18 protein-coding genes are annotated in these 17,065 nt (G+C 63.6%); 5 read left to right on the forward strand and 13 right to left on the reverse strand.

The window, feature by feature from the left end:
* Nucleotides 1–67: 67 nt before the first annotated feature.
* From O1Y97_RS18175 to recA, 4 genes are all read right to left on the reverse strand, one after another.
* Nucleotides 68–919, reverse strand: a complete 852-nt coding sequence (locus tag O1Y97_RS18175) for an AraC family transcriptional regulator (protein ID WP_318761916.1) — start codon at nt 917–919, stop codon at nt 68–70.
* Nucleotides 909–1,037: a hypothetical protein gene (locus O1Y97_RS18180; RefSeq protein WP_318761917.1), complete on the reverse strand. Its 129-nt coding sequence runs from the start codon at nt 1,035–1,037 to the stop codon at nt 909–911. The genes O1Y97_RS18175 and O1Y97_RS18180 overlap by 11 nt, the downstream gene beginning before the upstream one ends.
* Nucleotides 1,038–1,056: 19 nt before the next feature.
* Nucleotides 1,057–3,723: an alanine--tRNA ligase gene (gene alaS, locus O1Y97_RS18185; RefSeq protein WP_318761918.1), complete on the reverse strand. Its 2,667-nt coding sequence runs from the start codon at nt 3,721–3,723 to the stop codon at nt 1,057–1,059.
* Between the two features lie 239 nt (nt 3,724–3,962).
* Nucleotides 3,963–5,054 carry a recombinase RecA gene (gene recA / locus O1Y97_RS18190; RefSeq protein WP_108608414.1) on the reverse strand — a complete coding sequence of 364 codons (1,092 nt, stop codon included), beginning with the start codon at nt 5,052–5,054 and terminating at the stop codon, nt 3,963–3,965.
* 281 nt (nt 5,055–5,335) lie between these two features.
* On the opposite strand from recA, the gene O1Y97_RS18195 reads away from it, so the two are divergent.
* From O1Y97_RS18195 to O1Y97_RS18205, 3 genes are all read left to right on the forward strand, one after another.
* Nucleotides 5,336–6,277, forward strand: coding sequence for a carbohydrate kinase family protein (locus O1Y97_RS18195; RefSeq protein ID WP_318761919.1), 942 nt, complete (start codon nt 5,336–5,338; stop codon nt 6,275–6,277).
* 20 nt (nt 6,278–6,297) lie between these two features.
* Complete coding sequence (locus O1Y97_RS18200) at nt 6,298–7,221, forward strand: pseudouridine-5'-phosphate glycosidase (RefSeq protein ID WP_318764242.1); 924 nt, start codon at nt 6,298–6,300, stop codon at nt 7,219–7,221.
* Between the two features lie 181 nt (nt 7,222–7,402).
* Nucleotides 7,403–7,726, forward strand: coding sequence for a hypothetical protein (locus O1Y97_RS18205; protein WP_318761920.1), 324 nt, complete (start codon nt 7,403–7,405; stop codon nt 7,724–7,726).
* Between the two features lie 2 nt (nt 7,727–7,728).
* Here the strand turns inward: O1Y97_RS18205 and O1Y97_RS18210 are convergent, their stop codons facing one another.
* The 9 genes from O1Y97_RS18210 to O1Y97_RS18250 form a co-directional block, all read right to left on the reverse strand.
* On the reverse strand, nt 7,729–8,043 hold the full coding sequence (locus O1Y97_RS18210) for a TfoX/Sxy family protein (protein WP_318761921.1): 315 nt from the start codon (nt 8,041–8,043) through the stop codon (nt 7,729–7,731).
* Between the two features lie 15 nt (nt 8,044–8,058).
* Entirely contained in the window at nt 8,059–8,439 is a 381-nt protein-coding gene (sufA, locus tag O1Y97_RS18215) for a Fe-S cluster assembly scaffold SufA (protein ID WP_318761922.1), read from the reverse strand.
* 103 nt (nt 8,440–8,542) lie between these two features.
* Nucleotides 8,543–8,941, reverse strand: coding sequence for an SUF system Fe-S cluster assembly protein (locus O1Y97_RS18220; RefSeq protein ID WP_318761923.1), 399 nt, complete (start codon nt 8,939–8,941; stop codon nt 8,543–8,545).
* Between the two features lie 5 nt (nt 8,942–8,946).
* Nucleotides 8,947–10,188, reverse strand: a complete 1,242-nt coding sequence (locus O1Y97_RS18225) for a cysteine desulfurase (protein ID WP_318761924.1) — start codon at nt 10,186–10,188, stop codon at nt 8,947–8,949.
* Nucleotides 10,189–10,380: 192 nt separating this feature from the next.
* Nucleotides 10,381–11,646 carry a Fe-S cluster assembly protein SufD gene (sufD, locus tag O1Y97_RS18230; RefSeq protein ID WP_183261737.1) on the reverse strand — a complete coding sequence of 422 codons (1,266 nt, stop codon included), beginning with the start codon at nt 11,644–11,646 and terminating at the stop codon, nt 10,381–10,383.
* A 10-nt stretch (nt 11,647–11,656) separates the two neighbouring features.
* On the reverse strand, nt 11,657–12,412 hold the full coding sequence (gene sufC / locus O1Y97_RS18235) for a Fe-S cluster assembly ATPase SufC (RefSeq protein WP_108608421.1): 756 nt from the start codon (nt 12,410–12,412) through the stop codon (nt 11,657–11,659).
* An 82-nt stretch (nt 12,413–12,494) separates the two neighbouring features.
* On the reverse strand, nt 12,495–12,641 hold the full coding sequence (locus O1Y97_RS18240; RefSeq protein ID WP_318761925.1) for a hypothetical protein: 147 nt from the start codon (nt 12,639–12,641) through the stop codon (nt 12,495–12,497).
* Between the two features lie 14 nt (nt 12,642–12,655).
* Nucleotides 12,656–14,173, reverse strand: coding sequence for a Fe-S cluster assembly protein SufB (gene sufB, locus O1Y97_RS18245; protein WP_108608422.1), 1,518 nt, complete (start codon nt 14,171–14,173; stop codon nt 12,656–12,658).
* 169 nt (nt 14,174–14,342) lie between these two features.
* The gene (locus O1Y97_RS18250; protein WP_318761926.1) at nt 14,343–15,506 is read right to left on the reverse strand and encodes a cysteine desulfurase family protein; all 1,164 of its coding nucleotides are present in this window, start codon (nt 15,504–15,506) and stop codon (nt 14,343–14,345) included.
* A 218-nt stretch (nt 15,507–15,724) separates the two neighbouring features.
* Between O1Y97_RS18250 and O1Y97_RS18255 the strand changes: the two genes are divergently transcribed.
* Together O1Y97_RS18255 and O1Y97_RS18260 are read left to right on the forward strand one after the other, a co-directional pair.
* Nucleotides 15,725–16,399 carry an alpha/beta hydrolase gene (locus O1Y97_RS18255; protein WP_108608424.1) on the forward strand — a complete coding sequence of 225 codons (675 nt, stop codon included), beginning with the start codon at nt 15,725–15,727 and terminating at the stop codon, nt 16,397–16,399.
* Nucleotides 16,400–16,413: 14 nt separating this feature from the next.
* Nucleotides 16,414–17,064: an FMN-binding negative transcriptional regulator gene (locus O1Y97_RS18260; RefSeq protein WP_318761927.1), complete on the forward strand. Its 651-nt coding sequence runs from the start codon at nt 16,414–16,416 to the stop codon at nt 17,062–17,064.
* Nucleotide 17,065: the final 1 nt, after the last annotated feature.

Raw genomic sequence — 17,065 nt, forward strand, 5'->3', positions numbered from 1 at the left:
GAGACTGGCGCGCCCGTGCTTCGAAGACACCGGCGAGCCTATAGCAAAGCGGTAAGTCGAAGCGGCCTCAGACCAAAGGCAAGTGGATATCGGTCAGAAGCTCCGACGGGGCCACGTCGCGCGGGTTGTTGACGTATTCCTCGAACATCACCGTGTCGCGCAACTCACGGCCCGATTTAGGCAACCACTCGGCATAGAGCCACTGGTAGGCCTTGTGCATCTCGGCATAAGGACCCTTGTGGCGCAGCACGGCATAGTCACCGCCGTCGACCGTCCGGCGTTCGAGCGGCGCCTCCGCAGGCGTTGTGGCATCGGCTGTGACGCAGGCATAGGAACGCAACTTGTCGGCCGCGACGATGTCGGGATCGTCGAGATAGACACCGATCATGCGCATTTCGGGCCGGGCGCGGCCCCGGGCATAGAGCGTGCCGAACAGTTCCTCGAACGCCTTGCCGATCTGCATGTAGGAGCCGGTGTGAGCGACACCGACCAGGTGCACCTCGGGGATCTTGCGAATTGCCACATCGAACATATGGGAAGCCTTTCCGTTTGATTGCGGGTCAAAGAGCGTGTGGCTTCCCTGTTTCCGATAGCGCGCCGGCGGCATGCCGTAGGCGGCCTTGAAGATGCGATTGAACGACTGGACATTGGGATAGCCAGACCGCTTTGCAATTTCACCGACAGGCAGATCGCTACCGACGATGTCGCCGGCGGCACGGTGCAGCCGCAGTCTCTTGACCGTGACGGCAAGCGTTTCGCCGTAGATGGCGCGATAGATCCGATGCCAGTGATAGCTCGACAGGCAGGCGATCTCGGCAAGGCGGTCCATATCCAGCTCCTCGTCGAGGTGCGCGTAGATATGGTTCGATACCCTTTTCAGGCGGGCTTCATAGACCGCCCATGCCGTCTCACCGTTCATGCCAAGCCTCATGCAAATCGATCGGCTGGAAAAAACCATAGATGGATTTGACAAATCCTGCTGACTTGCGACGGCGCGGCTGCAACAAAAAAGGCCCGCCGAAGCGGGCCTTTTTCATATCTTCTTTCGGCGGGCGGTCAGGCAGCGGCCATCGCCGCCTTGACCGCGGCAACCGCATCGGCTGCCTTGGTGGCGTCGGGGCCGCCGGCCTGGGCCATGTCGGCACGGCCGCCACCGCCCTGGCCGCCAAGGGCCGCGGAGGCGACGCGCACCAGCTCGACCGCGCTGAAACGCTTGGTCAGGTCGTCGGTGACCGCGACAACGACGCTTGCCTTGCCGTCGTCGCCCGCACCGACGAACACCACCACGCCCGAACCGAGCGAGGCCTTGCCGGAATCGGCCAGCGGCTTGAGGTCCTTCGGCGATACGCCCGACACCACCTTTCCGAGGAAATTGACGCCGGCGACGGTCTCGCCTTCATCAGCGGCACCACCACCGTTGGAGCCGCCGAGGGCCAGCTTCTTGCGCGCCTCGGTAAGTTCGCGCTCCAGCTTCTTGCGTTCCTCGACAAGTGCTTCGACCCGCGCCAGCACGTCGGCGGGCGCAACCTTGAGCGATGCTGCAACAGCCTTCAGACGGCGATCCTGCTCGTCGAGATGGCGGCGGGCGGCTTCGCCGGTGAGTGCTTCGATGCGGCGGACGCCGGCAGCCACCGCGCTGTCGGAGACGATGCGCACGAGGCCTATGTCGCCGGTGGCGGACACATGCGTGCCGCCGCAGAGCTCGACCGAATAGGGCCGGTTGGCCTTGGCGCCGTGCAGGCCGGTGCCCATCGAGACCACACGAACCTCGTCGCCGTACTTCTCGCCGAACAGCGCCATCGCGCCCTCGGCGATGGCGTCGTCGACACTCATCAGGCGGGTCGTAACCGGGCTGTTCTGGACAACGATCTCGTTCGACATGCGCTCGACCTGTTCGAGCTCTTCCGCCGAAATCGGCTTGTTGTGCGAGATGTCGAAGCGCAGGCGCTCGGGCGCGACCAGCGATCCCTTCTGCGCCACATGGGTGCCAAGCACCTCGCGCAGGGCCTCGTGGATGAGGTGGGTTGCCGAGTGGTTCGAGCGCAGGCGCGTGCGGCGCGCATGGTCAACCTTCAGCTCGACGACAGCACCTGTCTTGAGCTTGCCGCTGGTCACCTTGCCGTAATGGACGAAGAGGCCGTCCGCCTTCTTCTGCGTGTCGGTCACCTCAATGACGAAACCTTCGCCCGACATCGTGCCGGTGTCGCCCATCTGGCCGCCAGATTCGCCATAGAAGGGCGTCTGGTTGACGATGATGGCGACGGTGTCCCCTGCCGCGGCATTTGCGACTTCGGCGCCGTCCTTGATGAGCGTCAGGACCACGCCTTCGGCCTGCTCTGTCTCGTAGCCGAGGAACTCGGTGGCGCCATTCCTGTCCTTGACGCCGAACCAGACCGTCTCGGTCGCAGCTTCGCCGGAACCGGCCCAATTGGCACGGGCCTCGGCCTTCTGGCGGGCCATGGCCGCGTTGAAGGCTTCGAGGTCGACCGAAATGTGGCGTTGGCGCAACGCGTCCTGGGTCAGGTCGAGCGGGAAGCCGTAGGTGTCGTAGAGCTTGAATGCGGTCTCGCCGTCGAGCATGTCACCGGAGCCGAGTGTCTCGGTGGCGTCAGCCAGCAAGCCGAGGCCGCGCGCCAGCGTCTTGCGGAAGCGGGTTTCCTCGAGCTTCAGAGTCTCGGTGATGAGCGCTTCGCCGCGTCCGAGCTCGGGATAGGCCTGGGCCATCTCGCGCACCAGCGCCGGCACCAGCTTCCACATCAGCGGTTCGTTGGCGCCGAGCAATTGCGCATGGCGCATGGCGCGACGCATGATGCGGCGGAGCACGTAGCCGCGTCCTTCGTTCGACGGCAGCACGCCGTCGGCCACGAGGAAGCAGGATGAGCGCAGGTGATCCGCGATCACGCGGTACGAGCCTACATTGCTCGCATTCGGCCCGCGACCGATCGCCGACGACGCCGCATCGATGAGATGGCGGAACAGGTCCGTCTCAAAGACCGTCTCGACACCCTGCAGGATCGAGGCCATGCGCTCAAGGCCCATGCCGGTGTCGATGGACGGCCGCGGCAGGTCGATGCGCTCCTCCTTCGTCACCTGCTCGTATTGCATGAAGACGAGGTTCCAGAATTCGAGGAAACGGTCGCCATCCTCCTCGGGGCTGCCGGGAGGTCCGCCCCAGATGTGGTCGCCGCGATCGATGAATATCTCGGAGCACGGTCCGCAAGGACCGGTATCGCCCATGGCCCAGAAATTGTCCGACGTGGCGATGCGGATGATGCGGTCATCGGAGAAGCCGGCGATCTTCTTCCAGTAGCCGGCCGCCTCGTCGTCGGTGTGGTAGACGGTGACGAGCAGCTTGTCCTTGTTCAGCCCGTATTCCTTGGTGATCAGATTCCAGGCGAGCTCGATGGCGCGCTCCTTGAAATAGTCGCCAAACGAGAAATTGCCGAGCATTTCGAAGAAGGTGAGATGGCGGGCGGTGTAGCCGACATTGTCGAGATCGTTGTGCTTGCCGCCGGCGCGTACGCTCTTCTGGGCGGTCGCGGCACGCGAATAGGAACGCGTCTCGAGGCCCGTGAAGACGTTCTTGAACTGCACCATACCGGCATTGGTGAACATCAAGGTCGGGTCGTTGCGCGGCACGAGCGGACTTGAGGCCACCACCTCGTGCCCGTTCTTTTTGAAGTAGTCGAGAAATGTCGACCGGATCTCGTTCACGCCACTCATATTGCCGCCTTTGATCGCCGCCCTGGACAGATGTTTCCCGCCCTTTGCAGGCGGAAATTGGAACTGGCCTTTTAGCGGCCCACCTTAACACTGTCCAGAAACACCCGACCGGCAAAAGCCCGCAATTCCGCCGCCGTGATGGTCAAAGCCGGCTGCACAAACGCAAACCGCCGGCACGATGGCCAGCGGTCGCATGGATTGACTGTCCTTGGACCTTATCGATCCAGCCCTGGGCGCTGTTACATCGCCCCGGCTTCGTCCTCGCCGTCATCTTCTTCGCGCGAGCCGTTCTCGAGGAACTTCTCGGCGATCAGCCCGGCATTCTGCCTGAGCAGCTGTTCGATTTCGCGCGCCGCGTCGGGATTGTTGCGCAGGAATAACTTGGCGTTCTCACGTCCCTGTCCCAGACGCTGCGAATTGTAGGAGAACCAGGCGCCCGACTTCTCGACAACGCCCGCCTTGACGCCGAGATCGACGAGTTCGCCGGTCTTGGAAACGCCCTCGCCGTACATGATGTCGAACTCGACCTGCTTGAAGGGCGGCGCCAGCTTGTTCTTGACCACCTTGACGCGGGTCTGGTTGCCGACGACTTCGTCGCGGTCCTTGACCGAGCCGATGCGGCGGATGTCGAGACGGACCGAAGCGTAGAACTTGAGCGCGTTGCCGCCGGTCGTCGTTTCGGGCGAACCGTACATGACGCCGATCTTCATGCGGATCTGGTTGATGAAGATGACCATGGTGTTGGAACGCGAGATCGAAGCGGTCAGCTTGCGCAGCGCCTGGCTCATCAGGCGGGCCTGCAGGCCGGGCAAAGACTCGCCCATCTCGCCTTCGATTTCGGCGCGCGGCGTCAATGCCGCCACCGAGTCGACGACCAGCACGTCGATGGCGCCGGAGCGCACCAGCGTGTCGCAGATTTCCAGCGCCTGCTCGCCGGTGTCGGGCTGCGAGATCAGCAGGTTTTCCAGATCGACGCCAAGCTTGCGGGCATAGACCGGATCGAGCGCGTGCTCGGCATCGACAAAAGCGCAGATGCCGCCCTTTTTCTGGGCTTCAGCAACGGTGTGGAGAGCAAGCGTCGTCTTGCCCGAGCTTTCTGGACCATAGATTTCAACGATGCGTCCGCGCGGCAGGCCGCCGACACCGAGCGCGATGTCGAGACCGAGCGAGCCGGTGGAGACTGTAGCAATCTCGACAACCTGCTCATTGGCACCGAGACGCATGATCGAGCCCTTGCCGAAGGCGCGTTCGATCTGCGACAGCGCCGCGTCCAGAGCCTTGGATTTGTCCACCGAATTTTCCTCTACAAGCCGCAATGAATTCTGAGCCATGATACATCACCCCGTAGTCGTCAATGAAGGCCGGACTGTCCGATGCCGATATAAATTTGTACCGGTTTTGTTCACATTTGGCAAGAGCGGCCAACATATTGAAATAAAATGACATTCCTTGCCATGTTCTTTTTTTGTTTTCAAACTGTGTATAATCATATGCCGCATGGGCCAAACAGCCCGTTGCCCGGCAAAACCCGTCTTGGCGAATCGCGGGCGGTTGCCGCCTCTCGCATGGAACACTAAGTTCGCCGCGTTAAACGCCCACCGGACAGCCAAGCATGAAGTCACCCAGAATCCTCGCCATCGGCGGCGCCCATGTCGACCGTCGCGGGCGGATGTCGGCTCCCTTCGTGCCGGGAGCGTCGATCCCCGGCGCGATGAGCGAGGAGGTCGGCGGCGGGGCCTTCAACGCGCTGCGCGGTGCGGTCCGGCGCGGAGCGGCTGGTTCGTTGATGTCGGTGCGCGGCGGCGATGCCGCCGGCGAGGCGGTGGCAGCGGAAATCGGGGCCAATGGCATCTCGGACCTGTCGTCGGTCTTTCTCGACCGCGCGACGCCGAGCTACACGGCATTGCTCGACCGTAACGGCGATGTCGTAGCAGCGCTTGCCGACATGGGACTGTACGAACTGGCCTTCCCCAAGCAGATGCGGCGCGCCAAGGTGCGGGAGGCGATCGCCGCCACCGATGCCGTGCTCTGCGACGCCAACCTGCCAGAGGCGGCACTTTGGCGCCTGGCGGAAGCAGCCGGCGCGGTGCCGCTGTTTGCCATCGCCATATCGCCGGCAAAGGCGGTGCGGATGGTGCCAATCCTCGACAGGCTGTCGTGCCTGTTCATGAACCGGCGCGAGGCGGCGGTGCTTGCGGGAACCGATGCGGACGCCGACGCGACCGAGATCGTGGAAGGGCTGCGCGCCGCGGGCCTCGGGCGCGGCGTCGTCACTGCCGGCGGCAGCGCGGTCTTTGCCTATGACGCTGAAGGGCTTTCGATGATCGCCCCGCCGGCACCGCGCCAGGTCGTCGACGTCACCGGCGCCGGTGACGCGCTGGCGGGTACGACTACGGTCGCCTTGCTGCGCGGCGAAGGGCTGGCAAGCGCATTGAGACAAGGCATCGCCGCCGCCATACTGGCGATCGAGAGCCCATCTGCCGTACCGGAACTCGGCCAGGCAGCCTTCGACGAGGTGCTGGCCCTTGTGCCGCAAGCCCGGGAAATGGCATGACGCGGACCAAGGAGATCACCATGACGCCAGAAACCGCCCGCCCCTTCATCGATATCCACGCCCCCGTTGCAGCCGCGCTCGCCGCAGGCAAGCCGGTCGTGGCGCTCGAAAGCACGATCATCACCCACGGCATGCCCTATCCCGACAACAGCGCGATGGCGGCGAATGTAGAGAAGATCATCACCGACGAAGGTGCGGTGCCGGCAACCATCGCGGTGGTCAGCGGCCGCATCAAGATCGGCCTGTCCGACGGCGAGCGCGAGTCGTTGGCGATGACCGGCGGCGCCATGAAGCTGTCGCGCGCCGACATGGCCTATGCGGTCGCCGAAGGCCGGACCGGTGGCACGACGGTGGCAGCGACGATGATTGCGGCGCATCTCGTCGGCATCAAGGTGTTCGCCACCGGCGGCATCGGCGGCGTGCACAAGGGCGCCGAAAAGAGCTTTGACATCTCCGCCGACCTCGACGAGTTGGCGCGCACGCCCGTCATCGTGGTCTCGGCCGGCGCCAAGGCCATCCTCGACATCGAAAAGACACTGGAAGTGCTGGAGACGCGCGGCGTGCCGGTTGTCGCCTATGGCTCCGACATCGTGCCGGCGTTCTGGTCGCGCAAGTCGCCCTATGCGGCGCCACTGAGGCTCGACGCGGCGGAAAAGATCGCCCGCCTATACCAGACGCGCGCAGCACTTGACCTCGATGGTGGCCTGCTGGTCGCAAACCCCGTGCCCGAGAGCGACGAGATCCCGACCGAAAGGATGGCCGGCTATATCGAGGCCGCGCAAAAGGCGGCCGAAGCCCAGAACATTTCGGGCAAGGCGGTGACGCCGTTCCTGCTGGCCAAGATCCTGGAGCTGACCAACGGCGCCAGCCTCAAGACCAATATCGCGCTGGTGGAAAACAACGCGCGGCTTGCGGCCAAGATCGCGATTTCGCTGTCCCGCTAGGAGCAGACGGCCAACACCATGCTTCCGTCTAATTAGTATTAGCTAATATAAATGCCGCGACAGCCGTCGTAGAATTGGTCGACCCGCAGAGGCGGGTCGACTGATGGGGGGCGCGATGCCTTTCGGTCCCCACGCTTGCAGGCAGCGGGATGCGCCGCGATGGCGGTGCCAGAGATGCGCTTTGCTGGTAATCGCCACTGTCGCCGGCGCACCGCAGTCGCGCGCGCATCAAACAGCCTCGGGCTGGACCTACCCACCGGCCTGCTGCCAGGGCGATGCCGTCGACGGCGACTGCCAGAGCATACCAGGAAGCGCCGTTCTGGAACGCGGCGGCGGCTGGACGGTCGTCCTCGATCCCGGCGATCATCGCAAGGTTACGCACCGAAACCGCTATTTCGTGCCCTACGGCTCGGAAATTCCGTCTCGGGACGGCCAATTCCACATCTGCCTGCATCCGACGGAAGAGCATGAGAACTGCTTCTTCGTGCCGCCCGATGCGATGTAGCACTACTTCCTGGTACGGAGCGCCGCCTCATAGGCCTTGCGCGTCCAGGCGGCCAGTTCGTCGGGATCGTCGACAGCACTGTCGGGAATGGTCCAGTAAGGCATGTTCACCGGCCTGCCGCCGGCATCGGTCCAGCGCTTCGCGCCAGCAGCCTCGAAACCCGGCGCACTCACCGCGTCGGCCTTGAGCATTATCTCGCCGCGCACCTCGACGCCGACGATCAGGCCGTCGCGGTAGATGCCCTTGCCGCCGAACATTTTGCGGATCGTGACGTCGCCAAGCCCTGCGAAAACCTCGCGAATGGCATCGTCGCTCATTGGTGAGCTCGTCTGTCAGACCTGCGCGCGCGCTTCGGCGAGCGCCTTGAGGTCGGCGGGCTTGAGTTCGACGGATTCGCCGCAGCCGCAGGCCGAGCTCTGGTTCGGATTGGAGAAGGTGAAGCCGGTGCGCAGCGTGGTGATCTCGAAATCCATCTCCGTGCCGAACAGGAAGAGTGCCGCCTCAGGCGCGACATAGACATGGGCGCCGTCGCGCTCGATGTGGTCGTCCTTGGGGTTCGGCTCGGTCACTAGGTCGATCGTGTATTCCATGCCGGCGCAGCCGCCCTTCTTGATGCCGAGGCGGATGCCCTGCGCGTTTTCGCGCGTGGCCATGATCTCGCGCACGCGGTCGGCGGCCCGGTCGGTCATTGAGATGACGGCGAAGCGTCCCATTCCAGTCTCCATTCGTCGCCGGGTTCAAGGCCCGGGGAATGACTCATTCCAGAGCTAAGATGGTGAAGATTGCATGTCCATGCAAGCACCACCGTCGCTTGGCTCAATACCACCCCACCGCGACCTGGGCCTCTTCCGACATACGGTCGGGGGTCCAGGGCGGGTCGAAGGTCATGTTGACCTCGACGCCCGAGACACCTTCGACGGCGCCGACGGCGTTCTGCACCCACCCGGGCATTTCACCGGCCACCGGGCAGCCGGGCGCGGTCAGCGTCATGTCGATCTTGACGGTGCGGTCGTCCTCGATGTCGATCTTGTAGATCAGGCCGAGTTCGTAGATGTCGGCCGGGATTTCCGGGTCGTAGACCGTCTTCAGCGCCGATACGATGTCATCGGTCAGCCGCGCCAGCTCGTCGGCTGGGATGGCCGAGGCCGAAACGATACCCTTGCCCGCCGTTTCCGGCGCGGTGTCGTCAACTGTGGCGGCGATAGCGTCTTCCATGGTGCTCACCCGAAGAATTTACGCGCTTTTTCAAGCGCTTCGGCCAGGACGTCGATCTCGGCCTTCGTATTGTACATGGCGAAGGACGCCCTGCATGTGGAGGTTACGCCGAAGCGTTTCAACAGCGGCTGGGCGCAGTGCGTGCCGGCACGCACGGCGACGCCCTGGCGGTCGATGACCATCGACACGTCGTGGGCGTGGATGCCCTGCAGCTCGAAGGAGACGATGGCGCCCTTGCCGGGCGCATCGCCGAAGATGCGCAGCGAATTGATGGCGCGCAGCCGCTCATGGGCGTAGTCGCGCAGCATCGTTTCATGCGCCGCGATGCGCTCGCGGCCGATACTGTCCATGTAGTCGAGCGCAGCGCCCAGGCCGATGGCCTGGACGATCGGCGGCGTGCCGGCCTCGAAGCGGTGCGGCGGCTCGTTGTAGGTGACGATGTCTTCGGTGACCTCGACGATCATCTCGCCGCCGCCCTGGAAGGGACGCATGCGTTCGAGCATGTCGGGCTTGCCGTAGAGCACGCCGATGCCTGAGGGGCCGTAGAGCTTGTGGCCGGTCATGACGAAGAAGTCGCAGTCGAGATCCTGGACGTCGACCGGCATGTGCACCGCGCTCTGGCTGCCGTCGACCAGCACGGGGATGCCGCGCGCGTGCGCAATGCGGCAGATCTCCTTGATCGGCGTCACGGTGCCGAGCGCATTCGACATGTGCGTGACGGCGATCAGCTTGGTGCGGTCGGTCAGGCGCTTTTCGAATTCCTCGATGTGGAAGGCGCCGAGATCGTCGACCGGCACCCAGACCAGCTTGGCGCCCTGGCGTTCGCGGATGAAATGCCACGGCACGATGTTGGAGTGGTGCTCCATGATCGACAGCACGATCTCGTCGCCTTCGCCGATATTGGGCATGCCGTAGCCATAGGCGACGGTGTTGATCGCCGAGGTGGCATTGGAGGTGAAGACGATCTGGTCGACGTTCGGCACGTTGAGGAAGCGGCGAACGCTCTCGCGCGCCTTTTCGTAGGCGTCGGTCGCGGCATTGGACAGGAAATGCAGGCCGCGGTGGACGTTGGCGTATTCGTTGGAATAGGCGTTGGCGATGGTGTCGATCACCACCTGCGGCTTCTGGGCCGAGGCGCCGTTGTCGAGATAGACGAGCGGCTTGCCGTAGACCTCGCGCGACAGGATCGGGAAATCGCGGCGGATCGCCTCGACGTCGTAGGTGCTGTCTTCGACTTTCTTGTCCATCGCGTCTTCTCTTTCCAACGCCCCCTCACCCGGCCTCCGCTTCGCTTGGCCGACCTCTCCCCGAGGGGAGAGGAGATTGGAGACGCTTGCGCCAGTCAAAGGCGGTACTTCCGAGGTCTTGGCTCCCTCTTCTCCCCGGTGGGGAGAAGGTGGCCGCGTAAGCGGCCGGATGAGGGGGCCAATTGCCACTACTTACCCATGCGTCGCAAACCAGTTGCTCAGCAGCTCTTCCAGCGGCTCGACGACCGTTTCGTCTTCGAGTTCCTCGATGACTTCGGCCAGGAACGCCCGGACCAGAAGACCGCGGGCGGTCTTTTCGTCGACACCGCGCGCCATCAGATAGAACAGGTGGTTGCGGTCGATCTCGGTGACGGTCGCACCGTGGCCGCAGGCGACGTCGTCGGCGAAGATTTCGAGCTCGGGCTTGGTCGAGAACTCACCGTCGTCGGAGAGCAACAGCGTGTTGCAGGCCATGCGCGCGTCGGTCTTCTGGGCGATCTGGTGGACGTTGATGCGACCCTGGAACACGCCCTTGGCCCGGCCGGTGACGACATTGCGCACCACCTCGGTCGAACTTGTGTGCGGAACCGTGTGGTCGAGCACCATGGTCACGTCGACATGGCTTTCGCCGGAAAGCAGGTTGACGCCGCGCAACTTGAAATCGGCGCCCTCGCCGGCCGCCTTGACGATGACCTCCTGGCGAACCAGCTTGCCGCCGGCGTTCATGACGAACAGGGTGAGCTTGGCATTCTTGCCGAGCTCGGCCTTGAACTGGGCGAGATGAGTCGCCGTCTCCGGCTGGTCCTGGACGATCAGCCACAGCACCTCGGCGTCGTCGCCCAGCAGCAACTGGCTGACCGAACTGGCCAACCCTGCGCCCTCGCCAGTCTGGCGCTCGACGATGGTCGCCTTGGCGCCCGCGCCGACACGCACCGGCAGGCGCACATGGCTCTGGCCACCGGCCTGGACGTTCTGCAGCTCGATCGGCTTCTCAAGCTGAGTGCCCGCTTCGATGTCGACGAAATAGCCGTCGGCAACGAAGGCCGTGTTGAGTGCGCCGACAGCGTCGTCGCTGCCATAGGTCACCAGCGCCGGCGCGTAGCTGCCGTCGACGAGCTTGTCGCCGAGCCGCTGGAACGTGACACCATCAACGGAAGGCGTAGCCGCCGACACGCCGTTGACGATCGAAAGCAGTGTCGAACCTTCGAGCAGGGCCGCAATCGGCTTGGCTTCCGCGCTGGCGTCGAAGGCCGGCACGGAGGCCAGAAGACGACGCAGGTCGGTGTAGTGCCAGGATTCGACGCGGCGGGTCGGCAGGCCGGCCTTGATCTGCTCAATCGCATCGTCGCGCTTGACCATGACCGCGCCGTCGCCGGGCAGGAGCGAGAGCCGCTCGCCGAAGGCGTCGACGATCGCCGCCTCCGCCGGGGTACGCTGTATTTCAGCACGCATGTTCATCGTCGACACCTCAAGCCGCCTCTTCGATGATCCCGGCGTAGCCGTTCTCTTCGAGCTCGAGCGCCAGCGACTTGTCGCCCGACTTGATGACCTGGCCCTTGTAGAGCACGTGGACGGTATCCGGCACGATGTGGTCGAGCAGGCGCTGGTAGTGGGTGATGACGATGATGGCGCGGTCGGGCGAACGCAGGGCATTCACGCCATCCGAAACGATCTTGAGCGCGTCGATGTCGAGGCCGGAATCGGTCTCGTCGAGGACGCAGAGCTTCGGCTCGAGCAACTTCATCTGCAGGATCTCGGCGCGCTTCTTTTCGCCGCCGGAAAAGCCGACATTGACCGGACGCTTGAGCATGTTGAAGTCCATCTCAAGCGTGCCCGCTGCTTCCTTCACGCGCTTGATGAAATCAGGAACCTTGAGCGGCTCCTCGCCGCGCGCCTTGCGCTGCGAGTTCATTGCAACCTTAAGGAACTCCATGGTGGCGACGCCGGGTATCTCCATCGGATACTGGAACGCCAGGAACAGGCCCTTGGCGGCGCGCTCGGCAGGGTCCATCTCCAGGATCGACTCACCGTTGTAGAGGATGTCGCCCTCGGTCACCTCGTAGTCGTCGCGACCGGCGAGGATGTAGGACAGCGTCGACTTGCCGGAGCCGTTGGGGCCCATGATGGCGGCGACTTCGCCAGCCTTCACGGTCAGGTTCAGGCCGCGGATGATCTCGGTGCCGCTCTCGGCGATACGGGCATGCAGGTTCTTGATCTCAAGCATTCTCTTCAGCTTTCTTCACATCTGGCGCCGAGGCGGGCGGCGCAATTCCTGTCAATGACGTTGCCGACGCGGCGCGGGATTTTCAGATCCCGAACACACGGCGCAGCAGCGGCAAAAGGCTTGCGGCAACGATGCCGGTAATGGTTCCCACGACAAGCCGTGCGGCACGCGACTGAAACGACGGCGCAGCCGCCGCAAGTCCGCCGCAGACGACTGCGTAGAAAGCCATCGTGACCGGATCCATCAGCCGACGCTCCCCTCAAGGCTGATGCCGATGAGCTTCTGCGCCTCGACGGCGAATTCCATCGGCAGTTCCTGGATGACTTCCTTGACGAAGCCGTTGACGATCAGCGCGATCGCTTCCTCCTCGGGAATGCCGCGCTGCATGACGTAGAACTTCTGGTCGTCGGAAATCTTCGACGTCGTCGCCTCGTGCTCGAACTGGGCCGTTGCGTTCTTGGCCTCGATATAGGGCACGGTATGCGCCCCGCACTGGTTGCCGATCAGCAAGCTGTCGCACTGGGTGAAGTTGCGCGCGTTGGTGGCCTTGCGATGGGCCGAGACCTGGCCGCGATAGGTGTTCTGCGAGAAACCGGCGGCGATGCCCTTGGAGATGATGCGGCTCGACGTGTTCTTGCCGAGATGGATCATCTTGGTGCCGCTGTCGATCTGCTGGTAGCCGTTGGAAACGGCGATCGAGTAGAACTCGCCGCGAGAATCGTCGCCGCGGAGGATGCAGCTCGGATACTTCCAGGTGATCGCCGAACCGGTCTCGACCTGGGTCCACGAGATCTTCGAACGGTCGCCGCGGCAATCGCCACGCTTGGTGACGAAGTTGTAGATACCGCCCTTGCCCTGGGCGTCGCCCGGGTACCAGTTCTGAACGGTCGAATACTTGATCTCGGCATCGTCGAGCGCGACGAGTTCGACCACGGCGGCGTGAAGCTGGTTCTCGTCGCGCTGGGGTGCGGTGCAGCCCTCGAGGTAGGAAACGTAAGCCCCCTCCTCGGCGATGATCAGCGTGCGCTCGAACTGGCCAGTGTTCTTCTCGTTGATGCGGAAGTAAGTCGACAATTCCATCGGGCAGCGGACGCCCTTGGGCACGAAGACGAACGAACCATCGGTGAAGACGGCCGAATTCAGTGTCGCGTAGTAGTTGTCGGTCGTCGGCACGACGGTGCCGAGATACTTCTTCACCAGCTCCGGGTGCTCGCGGATGGCTTCCGAGATCGAGCAGAAGATGACGCCGGCCTTGGCCAGCTCTTCCTTGAAGGTGGTGACCACCGAAACCGAATCGAACACGGCGTCGACGGCGACGCGGCCCGACTTGTAGACATTGTCGCCAACCTCTTCGAGGTCCGGATCGACCGTCTTTTCGACGCCGGCGAGGATTTCCTGCTCGCGGAGCGGAATGCCTAGCTTTTCATAGACCTTCAGGATCTCGGGATCGACTTCGTCGAGCGATGTCGGTCCGGGCGTGCTCTTGGGAGCGGCGTAATAATAGATGTCCTGGAAGTCGATCTTGGGGTAGTCGACGCGCGCCCAGTTCGGCTCGTCAAGCGTCAGCCAGCGGCGATAGGCGCCGAGGCGCCATTCGAGCATCCATTCCGGTTCGCCCTTCTTGGCCGAGATGAAGCGGACAATGTCTTCGCTCAAGCCCTTGGGAGCCTTGTCCATCTCGATGAACGATTCGAAGCCGTACTTGTATTGGTCCACGTCGATCTTGCGGACCTGCTCGATCGTTTCCTGCACAGCAGGCATAAGCGTTCTCCATCCACGCCGGGGTCAAGGCCCGACAGTTTTCAAACTATGGCACCGCTGGAGCGGCGTAAGTTCCATATAGTGCATTCTCTCCGGGAATTCACCCGGAAGGCCGCCTTGCGGCGACCCTGATACACCCGTTCACTGGCCCTTGGGCCAAATCTGCCGCCTAGGCGGCTTTCGTACGGTCCGTGCGGCGCGCCAAGAGCGCGGCAAGGGCCGTTTCGAATTTCTCCACGTCGGCCTCCGACGTGTCCCGACCGATCGAGACGCGTAGCGCACCGAGGTTGTCGGCATAACCCATGGCCTTCAGCACATGGCTGGGACCGACCTTGCCCGACGAACAGGCGGAACCGGCCGAGAGTGCGACGCCCGCGAGATCGAAGGCGATCTGCGCCGTCTCCGCCTTGACGCCCGGAATAGCGAAGAATGTCGTATTGGCAAGCCGTTCGACGGCCTTTCCGAAGATTTCGGCATCGGGGGCAAGCCTGACGACCGTTGCCTCGACGCGATCGCGGAGAACCCGTACCCGCTCCATCTCGGCCAGGCCCGCCATGGCGTCGCGCGCAGCGGCACCAAGTCCAGCGATCGCCTGCAAGTTCTCGGTGCCGCCGCGATGGCCCTTTTCCTGACCGCCGCCCGATACAAGCGGCGCGGGCATCATCAGGTCGGCAATGGCGACGATGGCACCGGCACCCTTGGGGCCGCCGATCTTGTGCGATGATAGAATCAGGTAATCGGCGCAACCCGCTGATATGTCGAGAGGAATGCGCCCAGCAGCTTGGACCGCATCAAGCACGAGCACGCCGCCCGCCGCCTTGACCAGTTCGGCGATGGATGGGAAGGGCTGAATGACGCCGGTCTCATTGTTTGCGGCGTGAATCGCAACAAGCGGCAGGCCTTCAGACTTGTCGTGGGCGCCGAGTGCGGCCTGCAAGGCCATGAGATCAATGATGCCGTTGCTGTCGACGCCGAGCCGGGTGATCCGCTCGGCGGAGAAGCGCCCGCCGTTCAGCACGCAAGGGTGGTCGGCCTCGGTGATATAAAGCCGAGACATGCGGACCGCTGCGCGGCCCATGCGCCAGTCCGGCGAAAGCAGGGTGGTTGCGGCTTCCGTCGCGCCCGAGGTGAAGATGACGTGCTCGGCCTTTGCACCGACGAGGGCGGCGACATCGCGCCTGGCATCCTCGACGATCTTGCGGGCAGCCCTGCCCTCGCTGTGCACTGACGACGGATTGGCAGCGACATCCAGCGCAGCAACCACGGCCGCACGCGCTGCGGGCAGCAGCGGCGCACTGGCGTTGTGGTCGAGATAGGCGCGCGGTCCGGCCATTTCCGTTCAATCTGCCCTGTCAAATCACGTTTGGGTGTGGGGACGCGCAATTTCCTTGAAATTCCAAGGCGAGCCGTCCTATCTACCCGCTTTGCCAAACAGGTGGTCTCGCCACCCAGTTTTGAACAGTTCTAAACTAGCTTCTAAGAAGACGCGTCCCTCGCGTCAAGGCTGGCAACAGGATTGTTTCATCGGCTTTGCGTCAAGTGGAGTATTCTATGCCAGAGGTCATTTTCACCGGTCCGGCGGGTCGCCTGGAAGGTCGTTACCAGCCGTCCAAGGAAAAGAACGCGCCGATCGCCATCATCCTGCATCCGCACCCCCAGTTCGGCGGCACGATGAACAACAAGATCGTGTACGACCTCTTCTACATGTTCCAGAAGCGCGACTTTACCACGCTGCGCTTCAATTTCCGCGGCATCGGCCGCAGCCAGGGCGAATTCGACCATGGCACGGGCGAGCTTTCGGATGCGGCCGCAGCACTCGACTGGGTGCAGTCGCTGCATCCCGATTCCAAGAGCTGCTGGGTCGCGGGCTATTCCTTCGGCGCGTGGATCGGCATGCAGCTATTGATGCGCCGGCCGGAGATCGAAGGTTTCATCTCGGTCGCGCCGCAGCCGAACACCTACGACTTCTCGTTCCTGGCGCCCTGCCCGTCGTCGGGCCTGATCATCCATGGTGACGCCGACAAAGTGGCCCCGCCCAAAGACGTGCAGGGCCTGGTCGACAAGCTGCACACGCAAAAGGGCATCACCATCACGCAGAAGACGCTGACGGGTGCCAACCACTTCTTCGGCAACGATCCGGAGATGGTGATCGACGAATGCGCCGAGTATCTCGACCGACGTCTCGCCGGCGAGCTTTCGGACCCGCGTCCGAAGCGCCTGCGCTAGGAGGAGTTTCGCGCATGTATCAACCTCCGCTGTTTCGCGAGACACGGCTGGACGTTCTGCATGGGCTGATCCGCAGCCATCCGCTCGGCCTTCTGATCTGCAACGGAGCAGAAGGTCCGGTGGCCAATCCGCTGCCGTTCCTGCTCGACGCCGATGTCGGGCCGAACGGCAGGCTGCAGGCGCACCTGGCGCGCGCCAACCCGCAATGGCGGCTGTTGGCCGAAATGCCCGACGTGCCTGTGCTGGTGGTTTTCCAGGGCGCCGAAAGCTACATCACGCCATCCTGGTACGAGACCAAGCGCGAAACCGGCAAGGTGGTTCCGACCTGGAACTACGCAATGGTCCAGGTGCGCGGTACGGTGCGGGTGATCGAGGACAAGGACTGGCTCGCCGGCCAGGTCGCCAGGCTCACGGCTACGCACGAAGCCGGCCGGTCCGAGCCTTGGCAGGTGACCGATGCACCCCAGGCCTACATCGACGCCCAGATCAGGGGCATTGTCGGGCTTGAGATCGACATTGCCAGCATCGACGGCAAATGGAAGGTCAGCCAGAACAGGCCGCTCGGCGACCGTGTCGGCGTTGCGGAAGGGATCGAGGCCGACCAGGGCGCCGTCGACGAGATGGCACAACTGGTCAGGCAATATGGCGGGCTGACGGACAGCTAAG

The sequence above is a fragment of the Aminobacter niigataensis genome, assembly GCF_946995915.1.
GTDB classification, from domain to species: domain Bacteria; phylum Pseudomonadota; class Alphaproteobacteria; order Rhizobiales; family Rhizobiaceae; genus Aminobacter; species Aminobacter niigataensis.

Excerpts from the sequence above, each read along its gene's own strand:
- O1Y97_RS18180 (WP_318761917.1), bottom strand. The coding sequence starts at position 1,037 with ATGAAAAAGGCCCGCTTCGGCGGGCCTTTTTTGTTGCAGCCGCGCCGT.
- O1Y97_RS18260 (WP_318761927.1), top strand. The coding sequence starts at position 16,414 with ATGTATCAACCTCCGCTGTTTCGCGAGACACGGCTGGACGTTCTGCAT.
- O1Y97_RS18250 (WP_318761926.1), bottom strand. The coding sequence starts at position 15,506 with ATGGCCGGACCGCGCGCCTATCTCGACCACAACGCCAGTGCGCCGCTG.
- O1Y97_RS18220 (WP_318761923.1), bottom strand. The coding sequence starts at position 8,941 with ATGGAAGACGCTATCGCCGCCACAGTTGACGACACCGCGCCGGAAACG.
- sufA (WP_318761922.1), bottom strand. The coding sequence starts at position 8,439 with ATGGGACGCTTCGCCGTCATCTCAATGACCGACCGGGCCGCCGACCGC.
- sufC (WP_108608421.1), bottom strand. The coding sequence starts at position 12,412 with ATGCTTGAGATCAAGAACCTGCATGCCCGTATCGCCGAGAGCGGCACC.
- O1Y97_RS18240 (WP_318761925.1), bottom strand. The coding sequence starts at position 12,641 with ATGGCTTTCTACGCAGTCGTCTGCGGCGGACTTGCGGCGGCTGCGCCG.
- O1Y97_RS18225 (WP_318761924.1), bottom strand. The coding sequence starts at position 10,188 with ATGGACAAGAAAGTCGAAGACAGCACCTACGACGTCGAGGCGATCCGC.
- sufB (WP_108608422.1), bottom strand. The coding sequence starts at position 14,173 with ATGCCTGCTGTGCAGGAAACGATCGAGCAGGTCCGCAAGATCGACGTG.
- O1Y97_RS18255 (WP_108608424.1), top strand. The coding sequence starts at position 15,725 with ATGCCAGAGGTCATTTTCACCGGTCCGGCGGGTCGCCTGGAAGGTCGT.
- O1Y97_RS18195 (WP_318761919.1), top strand. The coding sequence starts at position 5,336 with ATGAAGTCACCCAGAATCCTCGCCATCGGCGGCGCCCATGTCGACCGT.
- recA (WP_108608414.1), bottom strand. The coding sequence starts at position 5,054 with ATGGCTCAGAATTCATTGCGGCTTGTAGAGGAAAATTCGGTGGACAAA.
- O1Y97_RS18210 (WP_318761921.1), bottom strand. The coding sequence starts at position 8,043 with ATGAGCGACGATGCCATTCGCGAGGTTTTCGCAGGGCTTGGCGACGTC.
- alaS (WP_318761918.1), bottom strand. The coding sequence starts at position 3,723 with ATGAGTGGCGTGAACGAGATCCGGTCGACATTTCTCGACTACTTCAAA.
- O1Y97_RS18200 (WP_318764242.1), top strand. The coding sequence starts at position 6,298 with ATGACGCCAGAAACCGCCCGCCCCTTCATCGATATCCACGCCCCCGTT.
- O1Y97_RS18175 (WP_318761916.1), bottom strand. The coding sequence starts at position 919 with ATGAACGGTGAGACGGCATGGGCGGTCTATGAAGCCCGCCTGAAAAGG.
- sufD (WP_183261737.1), bottom strand. The coding sequence starts at position 11,646 with ATGAACATGCGTGCTGAAATACAGCGTACCCCGGCGGAGGCGGCGATC.